We start from the raw sequence: 23,603 nt of genomic DNA on the forward strand, positions 1-23,603 counted from the left end.
AACAATCACAAGAGAGACCGCCATGAACGTCAAACATATCTTCCCCGTCATTGCCTTGGCTGCCCTGATGTCCCAGGCCGTGCAGGCCCGCGAACTCAAGGCGCTGGGCATCAGCATGGGCTCTTTGGGCAACCCGTATTTCGTGACCCTGGCCGACGGCGCCACGGCGCAGGCGAAGGCACTCAACCCCAACGTCAAGGTGACGTCGGTGTCGGCTGACTATGATTTGAGCAAGCAGTTCTCGCAGATCGACAACTTCATCTCGTCCAAGGTCGACCTGATCCTGATCAACGCCGTCGACCCGTCCGCCATGGCCTCGGCGATCAAGAAAGCCCGCGACGCCGGCATTGTGGTGGTGGCGGTAGATGTGGACGCCAAGGGTGTGAACGCCACGGTGCAGACCGACAACGTCGAAGCTGGCAAGCTGGCCTGCCAGTACTTGGTGGACAAGCTGTCGGGCAAAGGCAATGTGATCATCCAGAACGGCCCGCAAGTCACCGCCGTGACCGACCGCGTCAAAGGCTGCAAGGCCGCACTGGCCACCGCGCCGGATATCAAGCTGCTGTCCGACGACCAGGACGCCAAGGGCTCGCGCGAAGGCGGCCTGAACGCGATGCAAGGTTACCTGACACGCTTCCCGAAAATCGACGGGCTGTTCGCGATCAACGACCCGCAAGCCATCGGCAGCGACCTGGCGGCCAAGCAGCTCAAGCGCAGCGGCATCATCATTACCTCGGTGGACGGCGCGCCGGATATCGAGAATGCGCTCAAGACCGACACACAAATCCAGGCCTCTGCCAGCCAGGACCCGTGGGCCATGGCCCAGACGGCGGTGAACGTCGGCAATGACCTGCTCAATGACAAGGCCCCGGCCGAAGCGGTGACCCTGCTCACGCCCAAACTCATCACCCGCGACAACGTCGGCAGCTACAGCGGCTGGTCGAGCAAGCACTGATTGACTCAAGGGGAGCGCGCCGTGGTCACCATGGACGACGTGGCAAGCAGGGCAGGCGTGTCGCCGTCGACCGTGTCCCACGTGTTGAACGGCACCCGCAAGGTCAGCCCGGCCACGGTGCAGGCGGTACAGCGTGCGATCCGGGAGCTGGGCTACATCCCCAACACCCTGGCGCGCGCGCTGGCGCGTTCCACCACCAGCACCATTGGCGTGGCGATCTCGGCGCTGTCCAACCATTACTTCAGCGAGACGGTGCACGCGATTGAAACCGAGTGCGCCCGGCACGGCTACATGATGCTGTTTGTCGACACCCACGACGATCCGGAGCAGGAATTGCGCGTGGTCACCGCGCTGCATCACCGGCGGGTCGACGGGATTGTGCTGGCGCCGTCGAACGGCTCGCTGGCCCTGGACTACCTGCGCGCCAATGAGCTGCCTGCGGTGCTGGTGGATCGCATGATGAGCGAGCAGTTCGACCAGGTCGGGGTGGAGAACAGCCAGGCCACCCAGGCGTTGATCGAGCACCTGGTCGCCCACGGGCACCGGCGCATCGGCTTTATCGCCGGGCGTGCGGGCTTCAGCACCACCGATGAGCGGGTGGCGGGCTACCAGGCCGCGTTGCAGGCGGCGGGGCTGGCGTTCGATCCGCAGTTGCTGGTCAACGGCGGCTCCAATACCGAGCCGGCCCGCCAGGCCACCCGGCAGTTGCTGAGCCTGGCCGAACCGCCGACCGCCATCATGGCCGGCAATAACCTGATGACTCTCGGCGCGATGCACGCCCTGCGTGATGCGCAGATCGAAGTGCCGGGGAAAATGGCGTTGGTCGGCTTCGATGATTTCGAATGGGCGGACTTTTTCGTGCCGCGCCTGACCTTGATCGCCCAGCCGGTCCAGCAACTGGGCGCCCGCGCTGTCGAGCTGTTGCTGCAACGCATGGCAACCCCCACTGCACCCAAGCACAGCGTGCGCCTGGCGCCACGCCTGCAGGTGCGTAATTCCTGTGGCTGTGATTGATCGGACCCACCCCGTATGAACCGTCCTGTTTCCCTTGGTATAGACCTTGGCACCTCCGAACTCAAAGCCATCCTCATGGACCTCGACGGCAGCGTGCTGGCCCGCGCGGGCGTGCACTTGAGCGTGTCGCGCCGCCATGGCGGCTGGTCCGAGCAGGCGCCCGAAGACTGGTGGCAGGCCTGCCTGCAGGCACTGGACTCACTGCGCACCCATGAGGCGTTTGCCCGCGTGGCCTGTATCGGCCTGTCGGGGCAGATGCACGGCGCGGTATTGCTGGGGGCCGACAACCGCGTGTTGTACCCGGCGATCCTGTGGGATGACTCCCGCGCGGTTCGGCAGGCAGAACAACTGGGCACCGGCTATGCCGAGATCACCGGCAGCTTGCCGATGGCCGGGTTGACCGCGCCGAAACTACTCTGGCTGCAACAGCATGAGCCTGATGTGTTCAAGGCGATTGATTGCGTGCTGTCGCCCAAGGATTACCTGCGCTTGCGCCTGTGCGGGGAGCGGATCAGCGAGATGTCGGACGCCGCCGGCACCCTGTGGCTGGATGTGGCGCGGCGTGAGTGGTTTACCCCGATGCTGCACGCGACCGGCCTGACGCCTAAGCAGATGCCCAGGCTGGTGGAGGGCGGTGCCGCCAGTGCTTGTGTCACAGCCGCAGGCTTGGGCTTGTCGCCGCAGGTGGTGATCGCCGGGGGCGGTGGAGATAACCCAGTGGCGGCCGTCGGGATCGGCGCTGTCGATGCCGGTGACGGGTTTATCACCCTGGGTACCAGCGCGGCGATTGTCGCGATTACCGCTCACGCCGCCGGCAACCCGGCCAGTGCGGTGCACACCTTCTGCCATGCGCTGCCCGAACGCTGGTACACCATGGGCGCCATGCTGGCCGGCGCCAGTTGCTTGCGCTGGGTAACGCGCCTGACGGGCATGGCGGATGAACAAACGCTGTTGGACCAGGTGCAGGCGCAACTGCCAATCGAACACGCGGTGCCGCTGTCCACCCCGTTGTTTCTGCCGTACCTGGCGGGTGAGCGCACGCCGCATAACGACCCCTTGCTGCGCGGCGGTTTCATGGGGCTTGGCCATGACTGCACACCGGCGATGCTCGGCTATGCGGTAATGGAAGGCGTGGGTTTTGGCTTGCTCGACGCCTGGCGCGCGGTGCAGTCGACCGGTGCTGAGGTCAAATCCTTCGCGCTCGTCGGCGGAGGGGCGCGCAGTGAGTATTGGGCGCAACTGCTGGCGAATATTCTGCAGCGGGAGGTTTTTACCCTGCATGGCAGCGAACTGAGCGCGTGCATCGGGGCGGCGAAATTGGGGTTCATGGCCATCGGGAAGGGCGCTGATTTGCTGGCGGCGGGGATGCCGGTGAAGGCGCGGTATGTACCTGACGAGGGGGTGCAGCCGGTGTTGGCGGCGCGGTATGGCAAATTCCAGGGGCTGCTTGCAGCAGCGAAAGCGCTCCAGGATTAAATCGACGGCTGGAGCAGTCTAGTGTGGGAGGGGGCTTGCTCCCGATAGCGGAGTGTCAGTCAGCGCATCTGAAACTGACACTCCGCTATCGGGAGCAAGCCCCCTCCCACATGTTTGTGCAGTGCACTTTCAGTCAGTCAGCGGCGGCAAGCGCCGCTTGACCGGGGTTTTCTTGACGATGGCGGTGTTGGTTTCGGCATACCCGTTGATCCGGTCGAGCAGGCTGTCCAGGTGGTCCATGGTGCGCACATGCAGGCGGGCGATGAAGCAGTCTTCGCCGGTGACTTTGTCGCATTCGGTGAATTCGGGGATTGCCTGAATCTGCCGTTCCACTTCCTGCAACTTGCCGGGCAGCGGGCGGATGCGCACGATGGCTTGCAGCAGGTAGCCAAAGTGTTTGGGATCGATATCGACGGTGTAGTGGGTCAGCACACCGCGTTCCTCCAGGCGACGCAAGCGCTCGCCGACGCTTGGCGAAGACAGCCCGGTGATGCCTGCCAGGGCCTTGAGGGACAGACGCGAGTCATCCATCAAGGCGGCGATCAGTTGCTGGTCGATGGTGTCAATCATGCTGTTCGCCTAATAAGAAAAGGTGATTTGAAGTTTTGGCCTTTTTTAGTCACTGGAGCGGCTGTGAGCCAGCTTGCCATAATTGAGCCTCACTTGAGGAGCATCAATCATGGATACAGCTGTCCGTCGCGGAACCTGGGAAATGATCGCCGCCATGCTGATCTCCGGCACCATCGGCTGGTTTGTGCTGGTGTCCGGCGTGTCGGTGATCGAAGTGGTGTTCTGGCGCTGTGTAATCGGCGCGCTGGCGCTGCTGCTGGTGTGCGCATTGCTCGGCTACCTGAGGCTGGACTTGCTCAGTTGGGCAAGGTTCGGGCTGGCGGTACTCAGCGGTGTGGCCATCGTCGGCAACTGGCTGCTGCTGTTCGAATCCTACTCGCGTGCGTCAATCGCCATCAGTACGGCGGTGTACAACGTGCAACCGTTTCTATTGGTGATGCTGGCGGCGCTGTTTCTCGGTGAGAAAATCACCCTGCAGAAGATGGCCTGGCTGAGCGTGGCGTTCCTGGGCATGCTGGCAATCGTCACGGCCCATGGTGAACAACCGGCTGGAGATGACTACTTGGCCGGCATTGCACTGGCCCTGGGCGCGGCGTTGTTGTATGCGATTGCAGCGCTGATCATCAAGCAACTCAAGCAAGTGCCGCCGCATTTGATGGCGTTGATCCAGGTGACTACCGGCGCGGTATTGCTGGCGCCGCTGGTGCCTTGGGACCGCTTGCCCACGTCGACCGATGCCTGGGCGGCACTCGCCACCCTTGGCCTGGTGCACACCGGGTTGATGTATGTGTTGTTGTACGGAGCGATACAGAAGCTGCCGACTGCGATGACCGGCGCCTTGTCGTTCATCTATCCGATTGCGGCGATTTTCGTCGACTGGATCGCCTTCGGGCATCGCCTGGGGTGGCTGCAATGGTTGGGCGTGGCGGCGATTCTGCTGGCGGCAGCGGGGTTGCAGCGGGGCTGGTGGTGGCCCCGTAACCTCGGTAGGAGCGAGTTTGCTCGCGAAAAACGCTAACGATAACGCAGCCTATCGGGTTGACACGCGGCGTTCTCAGGTTTTTCGCGAGCAAGCTCGCTCCTACAGAGGGTCAGTGTGTGCCCTGGAAAATGATGTTTTCCGGGTTGAAATGCTCCACCGCGCTGCCCGGCTGCGGCAATCCGAGGATGTGCCCCTTGATCTTGCCGACCACGTGCATTTCGCATGGTTTGCAGTCGAACTTCAGCGTCAGCACTTCATCGCCATGGATCAACTGCATCGGCGCCACCTTGGTCTTCACCCCCGTCACACCCTTGGCCTGTTTAGGGCACAGGTTGAACGAGAAACGCAGGCAGTGCTTGGTGATCATCACCGGCACTTCGCCGGTTTCTTCGTGAGCCTCGAAGGCGGCATCGATCAGCTTCACACCGTGACGGTGGTAAAAGTCGCGGGCCTTCTGGTTGTAGACGTTGGCCAGGAACGACAGGTGCGCGTCAGGGTACACCGGCGGTGGCGTGGTCTCGGCCTTGCGACCACCGCGCGGGTGCGCGGCGACGCGAGCGACGGTCAGCGCTTCGATCACTTCACGGCGTAGCGCCTTGAGCTGCGAGTTGGGAATGAAGAACGCGTGCGGCGCGTCCAGCTCGATGCGGGTGGCGTGGTACTCGGTAGTACCGAGCTGGCCCAGCAGGTCGCGCAGGGTGTCCAGGGCCTGTTCCGGCTTGTTGGCCACGCCAAACGGGCCGGGCAGGGTGACGCTGGCGCTGATGCCTTCTTCGCTGGTGGCGGTGATTTGCAACTGTTCTTCACGCAGGCGCGCCACCCACGCCAGGCCGATACGGCGCTCGGCCGAGGTCTTGAGCAGCGCCTGTTGCCAGTCATGGTCCAGATTGCGGTTCAACGGGTGATTTGGGCGCAGTTGATGCAAGCCCGCCGGCATTTCGTTCGGTTCGACGCGGTAGCGATAGCGCTTCTCGCCGTCTTCCTCGAATTCGCCCTTGGGCTCGGCGATGTTGGCGCGGAACCCCACCACTTCACGCTTGACCAGTACATTGAGGCCGTCGCCGTTGGACAGCGGCTCATGGGTGACCACCTGCAAGTCGCGCTTGCCGGCTTTTTCCACCACACCCACCGGCAGGCCGGTGAAGGTCGGGGTGTCGAAGGCGCCGATATCGATCTTGCGGTCGCTGACAAAGTAGTCGGTGCTGCCACGGTGGAAGGTTTTTTCCGGATCGGGCAGGAAGAAGTGTGCGGTACGCCCGCTGGAAGCGCGGGCCAGGTCCGGGCGGTCTTCAAGCACGTCATCCAGGCGCTGGCGGTAATAGGCGGTGATGTTCTTCACGTAGCCCATGTCCTTGTAGCGGCCTTCAATCTTGAACGAACGCACGCCGGCTTCGACCAACGCGCGAATGTTGGCGCTCTGGTTGTTGTCTTTCATCGACAGCAGGTGCTTTTCAAAGGCGACGACGCGGCCCTGATCATCTTTGAGGGTATACGGCAGGCGACACGCCTGGGAGCAATCGCCACGGTTGGCGCTGCGGCCGTTCTGTGCGTGGGAGATATTGCATTGCCCGGAAAACGCCACGCACAAGGCGCCATGGATGAAGAACTCGATGGCGGCCTCGGTCTCGTCGGCGATGGCGCGGATTTCTTGCAGGTTCAGCTCGCGGGCCAGCACCAACTGGGAGAAACCGGCCTGGTCGAGAAACTTTGCCCGGCCCAGGGTGCGAATATCGGTCTGGGTGCTGGCGTGCAGCTCGATGGGCGGAATATCCAGCTCCATCACGCCCAGGTCTTGCACGATCAACGCATCGACACCGGCGTCGTAGAGCTGGTGGATCAGCTTGCGCGCCGGCTCCAGCTCGTTGTCATGCAAGATGGTGTTGATGGTGGTGAAAACGCGAGCGTGGTAACGGCGGGCGAATTCCACCAGTTGCGCGATATCGCTCACCTCGTTACAGGCATTGTGACGGGCGCCGAAGCTCGGCCCGCCGATGTAAATGGCGTCGGCGCCATGCAGGATAGCCTCGCGTGCGATGGCCACATCGCGGGCAGGGCTGAGCAATTCCAGGTGATGCTTGGGCAAGGACATAGTTTTTTTAGTCAGGCTTGTCACGGTCGAGGCGGGCATTGTAGCTGCGAAAAGTCTTACCGGCATCTACCATAGGGCTGTAGGGCTCATGGACCTGCCGCTGATGGCGGTGGGTCAGTCACACATGCACTTACTGGCAATGCCTCATCGGGGGCAAGCCCCCTCACACAGTTTTGACCGAGTTCGGCATCCCGCCCCGGTTGGCTCCGAGACCTTCTCGCTGTGTTTACCAAGGCTGTCGGTATGCGCCGAACCAATGTGGGAGGGGGCTTGCCCCCGATGGCGGTGGGTCAGTTACACATGCACTTGCTGACACTGCCTCATCGGGAGCAGGCCCCCTCCCACAGTTTTGACCCAGTCAGGCCTTGGCAGCCATTGCCGTTACTTCAACACGCATACCTTCTACAGCCAACGCGGCAACACCCACCGCCGCCCGTACCGGCCATGGCTTGGCGAAAAAGCGTTTGTAGACTTCGTTGAATGCGGCGCGGTCGGCCATGTCGGTCAGGTAGATGGTCAGGTGCATCACCCGGTCCATGGAGCTGCCGGCTTTTTCCAGCGCGACTTTCAGCGCTTGCAGGGTGCATTCGCTTTGCAGCGTGATATCGCCCAGCTCCAGGCTGCCGTCGGCGTGGGTTGGAATCTGGGTGGAGACGAGGATGCCGTTGAAGCCGATCACGTCGGAAGAGATCGAATCGGCATCCGGGTCGGGTGTGAAGGTCAGGTCGTGGTTGGCCATGGGTGCCTCATGTTGGCAGGAACGAAAAGGCGCCATGGTCCCTGAAAAAACCACCTGGGGCAAACCAGGGGTTTACTCTTTCACGTCCATGAACTCCTCAGCCCACGCCACATAGCTCTCCGGCAATGTATAGGTGTGGGTCAGCTCGGTCGCGCTGAGGTTCGATGTGCTGTGGGTCAACTGCCGTTGCGCGCGCAGGCTGTCGTAAGTGGCCTTGATCGCGGCAAAGTAGGCGCCATGCCCGGCCACCACGATGCGCACGCCCAGGCTCGCCAGGCGCTCGCTGTCGTGCAGTTGGGGGTTGCCGTAGGTCACCAGCATCAGCGGCACCGTGAGGTTTTCGGCGATTTTCTCCAGGTGGTCGAAGTCTTTGACGCCGACCATGCAGATTCCATCGGCGCCGGCCTTTTCATAGGCCTGGGTGCGCGCAATCACGTCTTCGGTGGGCAATACGCCGGCGTTGGTGCGCGCGATGATCGACAGTTCAGGATCGACACGCGCTTCGAGGGCTGCCTTGACCTTGCCGATGCCTTCTTCGACGGAGATCAGGTCCGTGGATTTACGCCCGAATTGCGCAGGCAGCAGGGTGTCTTCAATGGTCAGCGCCGCGACGCCAGCGCGTTCCAGCTCTTCAACCGTACGCATCACGTTCAGGGCATTGCCGTAGCCGTGGTCGGCGTCGGCAATGAACGGCAACTGCGCGACGCGGCCGATGCGGGTGGCCTGTTCGACGAACTCACTCAGGGTAATCAACGCAAAATCGGGTGCCGCCAGTACCTGCAGGGAGGCGACGGAGCCGCCGAGAATACCCACCTCAAAACCCAGGTCAGCCGCGATACGGGCGGACATGGGGTCGAAAACCGAGGCGGTTTCAACACAGATGGGCGTGGCAAGCAGTTCGCGGAAGTGACGGCGCAGCGCTGAGTGAGAAATCTTGGGCATGTTCTTTCCTGGCTTTGGTCATCGTCAAGTGACGATCAATGTCTATTCGTGGTGGCGTGAGATTACCACGCAGACGGGCAGGGGTTGATGACGTTTGAAGGCGCACGATGCGTGTTGCGCGGCGATGCGCGAATAAAATGCAATATGTGCATTTTTAGTGAATTACGTTATGCAATATAAATATTTTAAATGTCTTTCTTATAACCTCATCGTAGCCCCTTACGACCATCACCGAGACCGCACGCGCGGATCGACTTGACGTGCCTCCCATGGCATCTGGAGACGAACGTGCGTTACCTGTCAAAACTGGCGACCGGCATGGCCGCCGCATTGATCTGCCTCACCGCCCATGCGCAAACGCTAGTAGTGGGCGATCAAAGCTATAACGCCCAAGCCGCGATGGAAGCGGCGGGGGTGCTTGAGGATCTTCCCTACACCCTTGAATGGAAGCAGTTCACGGCCGGATCGCCGGTGGCCGAAGCGCTCAACGTCGGCAGCCTGGATATCGGCCTGCTCGGCGACGCGCCGGTGTTGTTCCTGGGCGCATTGGGCGCGCCGATCAAGGTGATCGCCGTCAGCCGGCAAAACCTGGCGGGCGTGGCGATTCTGGTCAAGCAGGACTCGTCGATCCACAGCCTGGCGGACCTGGCGGGCAAACGCGCAGCCATCTGGAAAGGTTCCTGGAGCCAGCAACTGCTGCTGAGCGCACTGGATAACGCCGGCGTTGCCCGCGACGCGCTGCAGTTGCGTTACCTCAGCGCACTGGATGCGTCCCATGCGCTGGAAGGCGGCTCGGTCGATGTCATCGCCACCTGGGAGCCTTATGTGACCCAGCAGGAACGCCAAGGTGCACGGGTACTCGCGACGGCCGAGGGGTTGATTCCCGCCCAGAGTTTTATCGCCGCCAACGCCACGGCGGTCGACGACAAACGCGCGCCCATCAACGACTTTCTCCAGCGCCTGAAAAAAGCCCGTGACTGGGCACGCCAGAGCCCGGCCAACACCAACGCTTACGCTGACGCATGGGCCAAACGCACCCGCGCCGACGCTGAAATCGCCCGCGCCTGGTTTGCCAGGGCACGCACCACGGTCGAACCGCTGACCGCCCAGGCACCGGTCGAGGCGCAAAAGACCGTGGACTTCTTCGCCAGCGAAGGCCTGATCAAGGCTTACCCGGCCGCCAGCCTGTTCGACCCGTCATTCGCCGCAGCCCTGCAGCCCGCCGTCGCCCAGGCACAGCCCTGAATACACCAAGGAATCTCTCTGACATGACCAAACGACAGCTCAAGCTGGGCGCCTTGACCATGGGTTGTGGGGGGCCGGGCCGCCACAACCTGTGGCTCGACCCGCAATTGCCGGCCGACGCCAGCGTGAACATCGACTGGTACATCGATATCGCGCGCCAGGCCGAGGCAGCGTTGTTCGACTTGATCTTTATCGTCGACAGCCAGTTCATCACCCCGGGCTCGCCTTCCCATTACCTCAATCGCCTTGAGCCGCTGACGCTGTTGTCGGCACTGGCGGTGAGCACGCGGCATATCGGCCTGGTCGGTACGCTGACCACCTCCTACAACGCGCCGTATAACGTTGCGCGGCGCCTGGCTTCCCTGGATCTGATCAGCAAAGGCCGCGCCGGCTGGAACGTGGTGACCAGCGGCGATGCCGGTACCGCCGGCAATTACAGCCGGGACGAGCATTATGACTACACCACGCGCTACAGCCGCGCCGCCGAACACGTCCAGGTGGTGCAGGGGCTGTGGAACTCCTATGAGGACGACGCCTTCGTGCGCGACCGCGCCACCGGCCAGTTTCTCGACCCGAGCAAACTGCATAGCCTGAATCATCAGGGCGAACACTTTGCGGTGGCCGGCCCGCTGAACATCCAGCGCTCACCCCAGGGGCAGCCGGTGATCTTCCAGGCCGGGGATTCAGAGCAAGGCCGCGACCTGGGCGCCGCCACCGCCGACGTCATCTTCACCCATGCCGCCAGTATCGAGCAGGGCCAGGCGTTTTACCGGGATATAAAGGGCAGGGCGCTGCAACGCGGGCGCGATCCGGAGCAGTTATTGATCATGCCCGGCGCGGAAATCTATGTGGGCGACACCGATGCCCACGCACGCGAAATCGAGCAGCATTATCACCAGGTCGACCATAGTTTCGAGCTTGCGCTGAAAGAATTCGGGCGCAATTTTGGCTGGCATGACTTCAGCCAGTACGACCTGGATGCGCCATTTCCTCAAGAAAGCCTGGAGGCTGCGCGCAGCAGTTTTTTCACTGCGGCCAAACGCATCGCCGATCAGGCCCGCGAGAAGGGTTTCAGCCTGCGCCAAGCCGTAGAATTTGGCCGCCAACTGCGTCCGGGAGCCTTCACCGGCACGGCTGACACGGTGGCGCAAAAAATGGCGGATTGGCTGCATGCCCGCGCCGTGGATGGTTTCAACATCTACATCGGACACCCGGAGCAGTTCACTCGCTTTACCCGAGAAGTCATACCGTTGCTGCAGGAACGCGGTGTTTACCGGACCGCGTATGAAGGGAGTACGTTACGCGAGCGCCTGGGGCTGGAAATTCCGCAGTTTGCACGGCGTTAAGCCGCTGCCATCGTTTGACCTGACCGCCGTGCGGATCAAGGGATGCATCCGCCGGCGCGCTATGCCTATAGTTCACTCACCCGCACAGCGCACTCGACGGCGCTGTGCAAACCAGCCGAAGACTGAGGTGAGCCTGATGAACCGTGAATTCAGCCGCGCATTGTCCGATCCCCACCAAGTGGACGCCGAGTACTTCGAGTACAGCAAGGCGGCCAACCCCATCAGTGCCAATCTCATACCGCGCATTCCCTACCACAGTTTTCCTGCCGCGCTGTATGACAGCGGCCCTTCACGCGTCGTGCCGCTGGACCTCAGCGACGCCCTGAGCTGCGAAGGCCCGGCCACAGGTCCCGGATTGTGCGCCAACTTTATGCGACTCAACCGTGGCGACACGCTGACCGTGCAACCCAACGCGACCTCCCAGGTGTTCTACGTGATCGCCGGGGAGGGCCGCGTGGTGCAGGCCGAGCATGAGATTCAATGGTCCAAAGGCTGCTTTATCGCGCTGCCGGGTTTGCAGGCGGCGCACTTCAGCGCCAGCGCGGATGCGCGCCTTTACTACGTGCACGATGAACCGTTGCTGCGCTACCTCGGGGTGGTACCCAGTGCAGATCGCTTCACACCAACGCTGTACCCTGCAGCGCTGGCAAACGCCAAGCTGCGCGAGGCGGCGGATGATCCGCGTGCCCAGGACCGCAGCCGCATCAGTATTCTGCTGGGCAATCGCAACTTTCCCCAAACGCGCACCGTCACCCACGTACTGTGGGCGATGTACGGCATTCTGCCGGCCGGATCGGTGCAAAAGCCCCACCGGCACCAGTCGATTGCCCTGGATTTCATCATTGACTGCCCGCCAGGCTGCTACTCCCTGGTCGGCACCGAGCTGGACACGGATGGGCAAATCCGCAATCCGGTTCGGGTCGACTGGTCGCCCGGCCTGGCGTTCGTAACGCCGCCTGGGTATTGGCATGCGCACTTCAATGAATCCGACACCGAGGCGTTCCTGATCCCGATCCAGGACGCGGGGCTGCAAACCTACCTGCGTGCGTTGGATATTCGGTTCAGTTGATAAAGCAACGCCCCATGTGGAGCGCACGATCAGGGTGAAATAGGATCGCTCGCCGGGAAGGTTTCTTCGATGGCCTCGTCAAGCTGGCTATCGCTGACAGCGCGGTCCTGCACCTTTACATGCGACTCGCAATGGCATTCGGCACTGGGGCATGCCTGACCGCGTGGGTGCAGGTCGGCGCAGGCCTGGCTGCAAAAGGCTTTACCGTCGCGTTCATAGCGTGCGGCAGCGGTTACCTGGCAACTGCAGCCTGGGCAGGCGCATGGCAAATCCGGGGTGGCGTGGTTCATGAGTCCTCCGATTGTCAGTCATGGTTGAAGCGTCCACACCTAGTTTGATAAGCCGAAATACAAGAGTTTAAAAAAACACAGGGTAGGGGTGATGAACGGCGGGTGTGCGTGTGTGAGACAAGAAAACGAACCCTGCGCTGCCTCGTGCGTCTATGGTGATAACAACGATCACACAGATACGAGGAGGTTTACCCATGAACGATTACCCAGCGGGCGACACCGATTCAGAAGCGCGCAACCGTTCGATCGGTAATGCCATAGGCCTGGCCGCCGATGAAGTCGAGTTGTGGGTGGCTTCGGTGGAAGAAGACGGCAGCGGCATGGGCTATGTGCTGACGTTTTCCGCGGACACGCCCAGCGAAATCCTCGCCAAGGTCGAGGGGCTGGGCGCTGACCGCACGATCAATATCGGTCCGATCGATTGAATCCTGCGAGTTCAGGGGCCATTTACGGCTGCTGGTAATGGCCCGGAATGTCGTGACCTTCGTCGGCCGGCTTAGTGCGTTTTTGCACTTGCACGTCGCTCAACCGCGCATCCTTGAGCTCTGCAAAGCGCTGCCTGAGCAGGGACTGAGCCAGTTGCGGGTCCAGCTCATCGCCATCGTACTCGAGCGAGCGGCTCTGCGGCTGGTTGTCGAGGATGAAGCTGACGAGGTAGTGCGGTTTGTCGAACATGACTGTTCCTCCGTTACACTTAAGAGTGATACCCGGGCAGGCCTGATGCCAGTCAGTTACGTGTAGGAGCGAGCTTGCTCGCGAAAAACGTCCAGGCTACGCGTTCATTCTGGATAAACGCGGGGGCCTGAGTTCTTCGCGAGCAAGCTCGCTCCCTACAAAAAGCCCTTAACTGACTGGCATTAGGGCAGGGGCTATTCGTTTGATGATGGGACGGCGCGGTGATTCAGAAAAAGTTAAGCATTCCTTCTGGCTTGACTGGCCCCGCGAACAACTCCCCCAACACGATGTCCGCCGTGGAGCAGGTCAAATGATTCGCCCGCTGTTCATTTCGCTGGACGGGCCCAAGGGCACCGGCAAGACCACGCTGCTGGAGGCTGTTACGTCAGCATTGAGGGCAGACGGCAAAAAGGTGATCCGACTGTGCGAAAAAAAGAGCGATCCCCATCGGGGTGAAACCATGGCGCTGGTCAACCAGCTCGTCAGAAATCCCAGCCCGGCGCTGGAGCTGGCGGTGTGTGAGCGGTTTGCTGACAGCCGTGGCTGGATTTCGCGGCACGTACTGCCCAAACAGCCTTCTGACAGCATCATCCTGATTGACCGCTGGTACCCGTCTGATGCGGCGTTTCGTCGACTGATGCCATTCGCGCAGATTCTAAAGTTGAACATCGAGCGTGGCGTGCAAGTGCCAGACCTGCATGTCGGGGTAGTCACCGACGCGGAAACTTCATGGGCAAGGGCGGCGGCACGAGCACGTGGACTGAGCAGTACGGTGCTGTACACGCTGGAGGAACAGGTGGCCTGCACGCTGGGGTTCGAGCGAGCGGTTGCCGATCACGGTTGGGTGCTATGCCGTAACGAAGGATCGATCGAGGACGCCACGGCGCAGGTGGTTGCTGAGATCTATGGCGTGCTGAGTGGGCGCTAGCAGTTCCGTATCGCAGTGTATCTACAGGCCCTGCGGATACTTGCGGACTCAATAGACCGCTTTACCGACATATCCGCGATACCTGCAGGCGGTTCAATTGGCTCCAGCGAGGGACACCCCCTCGGCCAATTGAGCAGGTAGCGCCATGTTCTTGATCGCCTTTCTCGGCGGCATCGTCACGGTACTCAGCCCGTGCATTCTTCCCGTCGTGCCGTTTTTATTCGCCCGTGCTGACCGCTCGCCAGCGTCAGTGTTGTGGACCCTGCTTGGCCTGGCGCTGACCTTTGCCCTCGTGTCCAGCCTCGCCGTGGTCAGCAGTGACTGGGTGGTAACAGCCAACGGTATTGGTCGCCAGCTCGCGCTGGTGGTGCTGGTAGTGTTCGCCCTGTCGTTGCTTTCCGCCAAGGTGGGTAATGGATTGATGCGGCCGTTGACGGCACTGGGTAATCGCCTCGATCCCGCCACGCGCAGATTGTCGGGGCCCGGCGCATCGCTGCTGATCGGGGTCGCAACCGGCTTGCTCTGGGCACCGTGCGCGGGGCCCATCCTCGGAATCATCCTGACCGGCGCAATGCTTCAAGGCCCGAGCGCGCACACCAGCCTGCTGCTGTTGGCCTACGGCTTGGGCAGTGCCGTCTCCTTGGGCGTGCTGATCTTCGCGGGCCGAGGCCTGGTTTCTCGGTTGAAGTTGTCGCTGCCCGTGATTGCCTGGCTGCGACGCGGCACAGGGCTGGCCGCGCTGGTGGTTGCAGGGGTGATCGCAAGTGGCTCACAAAGCCAATTACTCGCCGGCACTTCATCCCAGGGCGCCGCCAGGGTGGAGCAGTCGCTGCTGAGCGGTGTGCCCAAAGTCACTGATTACCTGGTGGACAGCGTCAAGGCCGCGACCACACCTGACCTGAGTGCCAAGGGTGAAATGCCGTCCCTCTCGGGCGCCGTCCAGTGGCTGAATTCACCGGAACTGAGCAAGGAGGCCTTGCGGGGCAAGGTGGTGTTGGTGGACTTCTGGACGTTCGACTGCATCAATTGCCAGCGCAGCATTCCGTATGTGAACGAGTGGGCACGCAAATACGAGGAGGAAGGTCTGGTTGTCATCGGCGTGCACACCCCGGAATATCCCTTTGAAAGGGTGATAGACAACGTGCGCAAAAACGTCGCGAAGCTGGGCCTCAACTACCCGATCGCGATCGACAACAACTATGCGATCTGGCGCGCATTCGACAATCAGTACTGGCCCGCACACTACCTCGTCGACGCCGAAGGCAAGATCCGCTACACCCACTTCGGCGAAGGCAGCTATGACACTCAGGAAAAGGTGATCCAGCAGTTGCTGGGTGAGGCTAAGAACAAGGGGTGATCACCGGGCGCCCGCGCACGCGACGGAGCGGTGTGCTATGGCAAGACGGTCAGATGACGATGTTATGTGTAACCCTTGCGTGCAGCATATGCATTAACTTCTCGATGGAGAACGATCGTTCGATCGAGGTCAACATACCGGTCTGGATGTCGAGCGTTGCTTCGAGCCGACTGAAGACCTGCTCCCAGTCGCGTGTATTCAATTCAACCCAGTCGAGGGCCGTAACCTCTTTAGGGGCCGCGCCGGTAACATTGCAGATCGTGTGAATGATGAGTTGGCGAATGAAGTAAGGAGTCATGAGCGTAGCCACTTTATGATGATATTTGGTTTGAAAAATAACACTATTTGGTAAAAGTTAAATTAACTAGGCAGAGAGATCTAGTTGGAGAATGGCAAGTTTTATTTTATGTAGGATGGCGGCGTAATATATTTCCTATATTTTTGTGGGAGTCTTTATATTTGCACCATAATCATTAGTTGGTTGGGTATCCAATGTAGTGTGTCCAGCTATTGCCTGCACAGTGACCTCAAGGCTCTAGTGTTTTAAATGTTCTTTGAGTACTAAACCATGCCTACACAAGAAGAACCGATCCACGCACCCAAGATGGATCGACTGCTGCGCATTCGGAGGATGGAAGCCCTGGGGAATCTTGTCCTGCCCGTCTTTCCGATCGCGCCATTGCCGACCGCAGTGCCGGGCAACCTGGCACAGGCGGATGACGCGGTATCGATTTACGCGGCCGCTTTTGAGAGGGCTTTTCCGCAGTTGATGCGGAGCGTGGAGGACGTCTGTGGCCCAGCGCCCTGGATCGTGCGTAGCGCAGGTAACGAGGACCTGACGAATCACGTCAATGCCGGCGGCTACGAAAGCCTGATATGTCCCGAGCCACAAGCGTTGATACAGTGCATTGCCGCTGTGGCCATGAGTGGATCGACCGAGCATGCACGACGCCAGCTTGCGCTCTCGGGGTGTAACGATCATGGCGGGGCAATTCCATGCTTTGTGCAGCCGCTGCTGAAGATTGATGTCTCCCGCGATGTCGGTCACGATCATTCGCCGTATCTGGACACGGCAGTTCTTGATCACATGGAAGCGGTCTGTAACGAGCTGATGCAGACGTTTGACTTCATAGCGATCGATTGTGAATGGGGCCTCGAGACGACGCTTGGTTTTGTGTCCGTGACCACCGTCATGCCGAGAAATCCACAACTGATGAACGTCGCGCATACGATTGGTTTCGGTTTTGCGAGCGCTCAGAATACCGGCTCGCGGGCGACGGCTTTGGTCCTGCGTCCGGCCTGCTCAGACCTTAGGCTATGGCGCGGACGCCATCTGCGCGAGACGACGGTGCTACGGATGCATCTGCTGCAGGCGCGGCCGGCGTATGCTGACGATGCATTTCGCGATCGTTATATGTTGACCGATGTATGCCGTGAAGCGTTGATCGGGCGCTACGATGTCGTGGAAGCAAGCTTGTTAACGCTGGGTGCCCAATCCTCGGGCCGCGCACTGGTGGCACCCGATCTTATGGGCGCTTGGCGCCGGTATCTTGCGCTCGGTCCAGGGGAGCAGGCCGACCTCGCGGTGGTGATAGTCGACGAGGGCAGTGCGGAGGAACACGCAGGTATCATGTTTCGCCAGCAGGAAATTACCTGTGTCAGGATGGACACACGACGCATGCCAGCCGGAGCCGACTGCGTTGTATTTGATCGCGGCGCCTGCATTCTCGGCGACCGGACGATGCTGCGATCAATTCAGAGTGAGCTGCGCCGAGAGTTGGTGTTGCCTGACGACTGTGCCCTTATCTTCACCGGTGAAGTGCTGGTACCTGGCGGCGAGCTGACGCGAGACTGCATCGATGTCCTCGCCCAGTTGCGTCGCCTGCCGGTCGCGCGTGAAGTCAAGGAGCAGCTGTTCGCACGTAGCGAACAGCCGATGCCGGCGAGGTGGATGCACCGCGCCGATGGCGTAGTGGAGTCACCCTCTTTGCTCGCGGCAATCGGGCGGTCAAAGCACCCAGGGTATGCCGGCGAATGCTGTGCACTGAATGAATTTGCGAGAGACTACCAACGTGCCGTCCAAGTGTCACAGGATGCGCCGCCGCGCGAACTGCGCACACTGTACGCGCTGTCGTCTGTGGCACGCGCGTTGGTCGCGAGTGGTGACCTTCGAATCGTCATGGCACTGCTCGACTGTGAGGTGGCGGCGTCCTGGGTACCGCCGCAAACGTTGTGCCGTCTGCTCGATTCGGCAACCGTGCAATTGAAGGCGCTTCGACGCGACAACGCCGTGTTGGTTCTTGAAAGCGTATCCTTCGTCAGGACGGAGTGCGCGCGACTGCCGGTTTATGTGTTGGAAGACGCCGTCTCTTACCTCGACGCATTGGCGCACGCTCTTGAAGACGGCTTGTTTGCCGACACGATGATATCCATACATTCATTGGAGTTGCCGATCGCAAGTGCAATCCTGCTTATGCGGCAGGCGCTCGATAATCCTACTGTCGTTGAACCGGTGGACGCATTCCGGCAGTCAGTCGCGTTGTTTAGAGGCATTGTGTCGGGTGGCGATGCGACGACAAGGCTTCCTCAGCAACTCAACGATACTTATTTCACACTCCGGGGCGCGCTGCACAAGGCAGGTCTGGAAAACGTCGCCGAGCAGATCAGAGGATCGCTGGTCGAAACGTACGACGCCTCATTAAAAGGGCTACTCGGGCGCGCGGTGGAGGAGGGCGACGACAGCAGCTACCGTCGCTACCTCAACGTGATGCAATGCTGGATCGAATTCCTGAGCATCGGATCGCTGTCTGAGCGCGATGCCGTGGTGCTTAAGTGCTTTCAAACTTGGCTGCGTCAGTGGACTGATGAGGCGATCCCTGAGTCATTCGAGATACAGGACCGTAACTGGCAGTTCGAGTTTGACGCCATTGTGGTTTCCCGCGAGACCGCGCAGCGATACGAAAATCCGCACGTTCTACACAATCTGCTCCACCAATACGCTCTAGCGGGACTACGGCTTGATACGCTGGGGCTACCACGACGCGTACAAGCGCTCGAGCACTTTTGCTCGACGTTTAGTAGTCGCTCGACGAAGGTTCTGCGTTTCGAGCGAGAGTTGCTCGAGATCCAGATTCCGATGGGAACGCACAAGGCGAGCTACGTGTTCACGCCAAGGCAGATCTCGGTAGAGTGGACGGAGCCGCCTGATTGCCCCGATGGCGAAATCGCGAGGATCCTGGCGTTTGAAATATTCCTGGATCGATTCCGCAGTTCGATGTTCCCAACAATGACGATCCGGCGCGAGCAAGTGCTGGGTACCTGGACGCTGTTCATCCGCCTCAATGCGCAAGGATCAGGTCCCTGGGATTACGAGCATTTATGGCACTTTGTGGTCGCCACGCGTTTGCTATTCGACGCCTCTTACGATTTCTCGTATGTCGCCAACGAAGCCGTCGACGCTTTCGCCGAACATTTCGACGGGTTGGAATGGGAGGCGATACTCACCACGCTGATACGGCATCGGGCGGTGCTTGAGGACGCGTCACAGTACGTTGCCTTGCATGCCCTGCCGATGTCGTCGACGGTCGCCGCTATTGCGCAGAGCCGGGTCGTTCGTGGTCTGCTCTTACGTTGTCAGCGCAGGGGGTTCGCTTATTGCTTGGGCTTAATTGACGGGTATGCACGTTGGCTAAATGTGGAGGCCAAGAACGATGGGCGGTGGTACGAACGCTATGAGTCGCTTCGGCAGGCCAGCCTTTTCCTGGCGGCCAAGTGGCCAGGCAAGGCACTTTCGGAGCTCGCCAGGCGGGTCGTGTTCAATATCGGCGATGACCTGATCGCGGCCTGCCTGTTCAAACGCTCGGACCTGGCGGATGACCTCCGGCAAATCGTGGCGGTGAGATCGTCAACACTGTCGGGAATGCCGGGGATGATCGTGCGGCATGCCCCCGAAATTGCTGTGGCGGACCGTGGTGTATCGGCTCTGGCTGAGCAACTGGTCGGCACTGGAGTTCGGTTTCGCCGCGCTAAACATTTTTTGGTCGCTCGGTTCGGCGACCGTCTTGATCAGGACCTGTTAGCGGCTCTACTACGGGACTTGGACACGGTTCCGTGGGGATATACCGCCGCCGTTGAGCAGGCCATCCAGACGCAGCTATTGATTCGCGGGCCTGTCTGTCGATTTGAACTGGAAAAAGGCATTGATTGGACGACGCTGGATTCGTGGCCGACTGTTGTGCAAAGGCATCCCGCCTACTTAGGGCCGACCGTGTGTTGACCCGAGAGCCTCGGCGGCAGTGTCAACTGCGCACACAGACCGCCACCGTCCCGGTTCCCCAAGCGCAGAGAGCCTTGCAGGGTAAGTGCCAGTTGTTGCGAAATCGCCAGGCCCAGTCCTGTACCACCGGTTTCCCGGTTTCGCGAGTTCTCCACGCGATAAAAAGGTTTCAGCACTTCGGGCAATTGGTGGTCAGGTATGCCGGGGCCACGGTCCAGCACTTGAATCAGCAGCCCACCGTCCGGCTGGCGCTGCGCGATGATTTGCACCTCTGATCCGAACTTCAAAGCATTGTCCAAGAGGTTGACCAACACCCTGCGCAGCGCATGGGGGCGGGTATCGATGGCTGCGCCGCCGTCAGCCTTTAACTTCACTAGCTTGCCGGTATCGAGGTAGTCAAAGACCAGGCTTTCCAGAAAGGAATCGACATCAATCCGCCGGCTGGGCTCATCGGAACCCGCCATGCTCCGCGCGTAGGCCACGCCTTCCTGGACCAGGTGCTGCATTTCCTCCAGGTCGTTGCAGAGCTTGTCCTTTTCCATCGAATCGTCCATGAACTCCGCGCGAAGCTTCATCCGTGTGATCGGGGTTTGCAGGTCGTGGGAAATCGCTGCCAACAGCTGCATGCGTTCCTTGACGTAATTCGCAATGCGCTCCTGCAGGGTATTGAAGGCGACGGCCGCGTAGACCACTTCGATTGGCCCTTCCTCCTTGAGCGGTTCGCCCTGGCCATTCGGATCCAGGCCGTCTACCGCCTGGGAAAGCCGCGTCAGTGGCCGTATGACCGTGCGTACCGCGAGCCAGGTGCAGACGAACAGCAGCAACAGTTGCGCAACCAGAACTGCCGGTAACCACGGTGATAGCGGCATCACCAAGGGTCTTACATCAATCGTCAGGGGGCTGCCGTCCTTGAGGCGCAAGTGGGCCTGATAATGAGGGCGCGCATCGGCAATATCGCTGAAGCTCAATGGGTAGTCCCGGCCCAGCGTGGCTTGCATGGAGCGCACGGAGACGGGAGCGCTGGTCATGTCCATTGGCGTGCCCGGCTGGCCCTCATCAAGTTCGTATCGGTAGTTGGGGTGTTCCAGGCGCGGCAACCATGCCTCACGCTCATTGGCCGGCAACCGCTCCAGTATCGCCAGTGAGGTGGTCAGGTCTTGTTCGAAATTGTCCAGCATCAACATCTTGGCACTTTGGTAGCGCTCATAGAACTGCAGCCCGAATGACAATCCATGGGCCACCGCCAGGCTCACCAGGAAGATCAGTGTCAACCGCGAGGCCAACGTGCGCGGCCAACGCGTCATGGTCATGGCTGTGCTCCTGACACTTGCACCGCGTAGGTAAAGACATAGCCCTCGCTGCGAACAGTCTTGATGTAGGCGGGATCGCGGGCATCGTCCTGCAGCCGGTGGCGCAGCCGACTGACGAGCAAGTCAATCGAACGGTCGAAGAGGTCGGCGTCGCGGCCCTGGGTGAGATTGAGCAGTTGATCGCGGTTCAGCACGCGCTGGGGGTGATCGAGGAAGACGCGCAGCAAGCGATACTCGCCGCCACTTAACGTCACGATGGTGCCTTCGCTGTCCAGCAGGTGTCGAGCCGTGGTGTCCAGCCGCCATTTGCCGAATGCGAGCAGCCGGCCTGCTTCGGTGACGATCAGGTTGGGCGGCAACATGCGGGTGCGGCGGAGCACGGCATTGATTCGCGCCAGTAACTCCCGGGCGACAAAGGGCTTGACCAGGTAATCGTCGGCGCCCATCTCCAGGCCGATGATTCGATCCGTATCGTCATTGCGCGCGGTCAGCATCAGAATCGGTGTGGCCTTATGCTTGCCTGCGCGCAGTTCCCGACACAGCACCAGCCCATCGTCTCCGGGCATCATGATGTCCATCACAATCAAGTCGACCGGCGTAGACGCCAGAAAGGCACGCATCTGGCGACCGTCCGCCACTACCGTCGTGCGCAGCCCGTTTTTCTGAAGATAATTCCCCACCAGCTCTCTGATCTCGCGGTCATCGTCGACGATGAGGATGTGATCTACGTGCTCCACTTGACTCACCTTTATCCCTGTTTAACGGCGTTGAAGAAGGTGGCGTCGAGTATATCCAGGTGACGCTTTCCAGCTGGTAAAACTTTTGCACCAGACTCGCCTGGTTGGGCTTGTATCGTTTTGTATCTGTGCCCCGGCCCGATACACAGTGATTCATTCAAGGCGGTTGGTGACACATACGGGATACCTGCGGGGCGTTAAATGAACACATCGAGAAGGCGCAGTCCCTCTTCAATTGATGGCTCATCTAACGCTCGGAGATCTCGTTATGCCCTGGAAAAACCCCGTGAGGATGGGCGTGTTTGGTTTGGCCCTGGTCGCAGGCAGCGGCGGTGCCTGGGCCGCCGAGGCGTCAGTTGCCAACTCGGCCGCGACCCAACCCGAATTGATTCGGCCATACCGAATTCATGTCGATGAAGCTCAACTGACCGATCTCAAACAGCGCATCGCCGCGACCCGCTGGCCAGACAAAGAGACGGTCAATGACGTCTCCCAAGGCGTGCAGCTGGCCCAGATTCAGGCGTTGGTGAAGTATTGGGGCAACGGCTATGACTGGCGCAAGGCCGAAGCGAAGCTCAATGCGCTGCCCGAATTCATCACCACCATTGACGGCGTGGATATTCAGTTCATCCATGTCCGCTCGCGCAACCCCAACGCGATGCCGCTGCTGCTGACACATGGATGGCCGGGCTCGCAATTTGAGTTCCTAAAGACCATCGGCCCGCTGACCGACCCTGTGGCTTACGGCGGTAAGGTCGAAGATTCGTTCGACGTGATCATCCCCTCGATCCCCGGACACGGCTTTTCCGGCAAGCCCACTGAGTTGGGCTGGGGGCCGGATCGCGTCGCGAAGGCGTGGGATGTGCTCATGAAGCGTCTCGGGTACTCCCACTATGTTTCCCAAGGTGGTGATCACGGCTCGGTGATATCGGATGCGCTGGGTCGCCTGAATCCGCCGGGTCTGTTGGGCATTCACTTGAACATGCCGGCCACCATTCCGCCCGAGCTGGTCAAGCCGATCAACTGTGGTGACCCGGCACCTGTCGGGCTCAGCGAGCCTGAACGCAAGGCGTTTGAGTCCCTGAGTACCTTCTTCAGCCGCAACGCGGCATACGGCGCGATGATGGTGACGCGCCCTCAGACCATCGGCTACCTGCTGGCCGATTCGCCCACCGGCACGGCGGCGTGGATGTACGAAAAAATCGCCGCCTGGACCGACAGCAACGGTCAGCCTGAACGGGTACTTAGCCGTGACGAGATGCTGGACGATATCAGCCTGTACTGGCTGACGAACGTCGGCGCATCGTCATCGCGTTTCTACTGGGAAAACAACAACAACAATTTCAGCGCCGCCGCGCAAAACACCGCAAGCATCAAGGTGCCGGTGGCGATCACGGTCTTCCCCCACGAAATCTATCAGGCACCCAAAAGCTGGGCGCAACGCGCTTACCCCTCACTGGCCTACTACAACCAGGTTAACGAGGGCGGCCACTTCGCTTCCTGGGAACAACCGCAACTATTCAGCGAAGAATTGCGTGAGGCCTTCCGGCCACTGCGCGCCAAGCTCGGCGTAACGAAGACCGCTCAGTAACGCCTACCCAAA

21 protein-coding genes are annotated in these 23,603 nt (G+C 60.6%); 12 read left to right on the top strand and 9 right to left on the bottom strand.

The genetic code is table 11. The annotated features are described in order from the left end of the window. Window positions 1–22: 22 nt before the first annotated feature. Genes C4J84_RS12615 through xylB form a run of 3 tightly spaced genes read left to right on the top strand, consistent with a single transcriptional unit; the run spans window position 23 to window position 3,445 of the window. Entirely contained in the window at window positions 23–955 is a 933-nt protein-coding gene (locus tag C4J84_RS12615; protein ID WP_124435455.1) for an ABC transporter substrate-binding protein, read from the top strand. Between the two features lie 21 nt (window positions 956–976). Further along, window positions 977–1,969, top strand: a complete 993-nt coding sequence (locus C4J84_RS12620) for a LacI family DNA-binding transcriptional regulator (RefSeq protein ID WP_124435456.1) — start codon at window positions 977–979, stop codon at window positions 1,967–1,969. A 15-nt stretch (window positions 1,970–1,984) separates the two neighbouring features. Continuing rightward, the gene (gene xylB / locus C4J84_RS12625; protein ID WP_124435457.1) at window positions 1,985–3,445 is read left to right on the top strand and encodes a xylulokinase; all 1,461 of its coding nucleotides are present in this window, start codon (window positions 1,985–1,987) and stop codon (window positions 3,443–3,445) included. Window positions 3,446–3,574: 129 nt separating this feature from the next. On the opposite strand, the gene C4J84_RS12630 is transcribed toward xylB, so the two are convergent. Further along, window positions 3,575–4,015: an Lrp/AsnC family transcriptional regulator gene (locus C4J84_RS12630; protein WP_124362860.1), complete on the bottom strand. Its 441-nt coding sequence runs from the start codon at window positions 4,013–4,015 to the stop codon at window positions 3,575–3,577. Between the two features lie 109 nt (window positions 4,016–4,124). On the opposite strand from C4J84_RS12630, the gene C4J84_RS12635 reads away from it, so the two are divergent. Then, window positions 4,125–5,033 (top strand): DMT family transporter, encoded by a 909-nt coding sequence (locus C4J84_RS12635; protein ID WP_124435458.1) that lies wholly within the window; start codon window positions 4,125–4,127, stop codon window positions 5,031–5,033. A 73-nt stretch (window positions 5,034–5,106) separates the two neighbouring features. Here the strand turns inward: C4J84_RS12635 and C4J84_RS12640 are convergent, their stop codons facing one another. The 3 genes from C4J84_RS12640 to C4J84_RS12650 all read right to left on the bottom strand — a co-directional run bounded on the left by C4J84_RS12640 (window position 5,107) and on the right by C4J84_RS12650 (window position 8,767). Next, window positions 5,107–7,086, bottom strand: coding sequence for a U32 family peptidase (locus tag C4J84_RS12640; protein WP_124435459.1), 1,980 nt, complete (start codon window positions 7,084–7,086; stop codon window positions 5,107–5,109). A 358-nt stretch (window positions 7,087–7,444) separates the two neighbouring features. Beyond that, window positions 7,445–7,825 (bottom strand): RidA family protein, encoded by a 381-nt coding sequence (locus tag C4J84_RS12645; protein ID WP_124404182.1) that lies wholly within the window; start codon window positions 7,823–7,825, stop codon window positions 7,445–7,447. A gap of 72 nt (window positions 7,826–7,897) precedes the next feature. Beyond that, on the bottom strand, window positions 7,898–8,767 hold the full coding sequence (locus C4J84_RS12650) for an oxaloacetate decarboxylase (RefSeq protein WP_124362864.1): 870 nt from the start codon (window positions 8,765–8,767) through the stop codon (window positions 7,898–7,900). A 288-nt stretch (window positions 8,768–9,055) separates the two neighbouring features. Here C4J84_RS12650 and C4J84_RS12655 point away from each other — a divergent pair, with 288 nt between their 5' ends. The 3 genes from C4J84_RS12655 (at window position 9,056) to C4J84_RS12665 (ending at window position 12,427) form a co-directional block, all read left to right on the top strand. Beyond that, window positions 9,056–10,012 carry an ABC transporter substrate-binding protein gene (locus C4J84_RS12655; protein WP_124367055.1) on the top strand — a complete coding sequence of 319 codons (957 nt, stop codon included), beginning with the start codon at window positions 9,056–9,058 and terminating at the stop codon, window positions 10,010–10,012. A 23-nt stretch (window positions 10,013–10,035) separates the two neighbouring features. Further along, window positions 10,036–11,358, top strand: coding sequence for an LLM class flavin-dependent oxidoreductase (locus C4J84_RS12660; RefSeq protein ID WP_124435460.1), 1,323 nt, complete (start codon window positions 10,036–10,038; stop codon window positions 11,356–11,358). A 136-nt stretch (window positions 11,359–11,494) separates the two neighbouring features. Then, window positions 11,495–12,427 carry a cupin gene (locus C4J84_RS12665; protein WP_124435461.1) on the top strand — a complete coding sequence of 311 codons (933 nt, stop codon included), beginning with the start codon at window positions 11,495–11,497 and terminating at the stop codon, window positions 12,425–12,427. A gap of 29 nt (window positions 12,428–12,456) precedes the next feature. Here the strand turns inward: C4J84_RS12665 and C4J84_RS12670 are convergent, their stop codons facing one another. Continuing rightward, complete coding sequence (locus tag C4J84_RS12670) at window positions 12,457–12,717, bottom strand: metallothionein (RefSeq protein ID WP_177412746.1); 261 nt, start codon at window positions 12,715–12,717, stop codon at window positions 12,457–12,459. A gap of 194 nt (window positions 12,718–12,911) precedes the next feature. Between C4J84_RS12670 and C4J84_RS12675 the strand changes: the two genes are divergently transcribed. Next, window positions 12,912–13,142: a DUF317 domain-containing protein gene (locus tag C4J84_RS12675; protein WP_124362868.1), complete on the top strand. Its 231-nt coding sequence runs from the start codon at window positions 12,912–12,914 to the stop codon at window positions 13,140–13,142. Window positions 13,143–13,164: 22 nt separating this feature from the next. On the opposite strand, the gene C4J84_RS12680 is transcribed toward C4J84_RS12675, so the two are convergent. After that, entirely contained in the window at window positions 13,165–13,392 is a 228-nt protein-coding gene (locus C4J84_RS12680; protein WP_124367059.1) for a hypothetical protein, read from the bottom strand. A gap of 310 nt (window positions 13,393–13,702) precedes the next feature. Here C4J84_RS12680 and C4J84_RS12685 point away from each other — a divergent pair, with 310 nt between their 5' ends. Together C4J84_RS12685 and C4J84_RS12690 are read left to right on the top strand one after the other, a co-directional pair. Further along, complete coding sequence (locus C4J84_RS12685; RefSeq protein WP_124435462.1) at window positions 13,703–14,320, top strand: dTMP kinase; 618 nt, start codon at window positions 13,703–13,705, stop codon at window positions 14,318–14,320. Between the two features lie 145 nt (window positions 14,321–14,465). Then, a complete protein-coding gene (locus C4J84_RS12690) occupies window positions 14,466–15,677 on the top strand; it encodes a cytochrome c biogenesis protein DipZ (protein ID WP_124435463.1) in 1,212 nt (403 codons plus the stop codon). 49 nt (window positions 15,678–15,726) lie between these two features. Here the strand turns inward: C4J84_RS12690 and C4J84_RS12695 are convergent, their stop codons facing one another. Beyond that, complete coding sequence (locus C4J84_RS12695; RefSeq protein ID WP_124370715.1) at window positions 15,727–15,975, bottom strand: DUF6137 domain-containing protein; 249 nt, start codon at window positions 15,973–15,975, stop codon at window positions 15,727–15,729. Between the two features lie 270 nt (window positions 15,976–16,245). Between C4J84_RS12695 and C4J84_RS12700 the strand changes: the two genes are divergently transcribed. Continuing rightward, complete coding sequence (locus tag C4J84_RS12700) at window positions 16,246–19,953, top strand: hypothetical protein (protein WP_124435464.1); 3,708 nt, start codon at window positions 16,246–16,248, stop codon at window positions 19,951–19,953. Here C4J84_RS12700 and C4J84_RS12705 read toward each other — a convergent pair. Next, entirely contained in the window at window positions 19,929–21,263 is a 1,335-nt protein-coding gene (locus tag C4J84_RS12705; RefSeq protein WP_124435465.1) for an ATP-binding protein, read from the bottom strand. The genes C4J84_RS12700 and C4J84_RS12705 overlap by 25 nt on opposite strands. Further along, a complete protein-coding gene (locus C4J84_RS12710) occupies window positions 21,260–22,000 on the bottom strand; it encodes a response regulator (RefSeq protein WP_124370718.1) in 741 nt (246 codons plus the stop codon). The genes C4J84_RS12705 and C4J84_RS12710 overlap by 4 nt, the downstream gene beginning before the upstream one ends. A gap of 268 nt (window positions 22,001–22,268) precedes the next feature. On the opposite strand from C4J84_RS12710, the gene C4J84_RS12715 reads away from it, so the two are divergent. After that, entirely contained in the window at window positions 22,269–23,591 is a 1,323-nt protein-coding gene (locus C4J84_RS12715; RefSeq protein ID WP_256681410.1) for an epoxide hydrolase family protein, read from the top strand. Window positions 23,592–23,603: the final 12 nt, after the last annotated feature.

This window comes from Pseudomonas sp. R11-23-07 (genome assembly GCF_003852295.1).
GTDB lineage: Bacteria > Pseudomonadota > Gammaproteobacteria > Pseudomonadales > Pseudomonadaceae > Aquipseudomonas.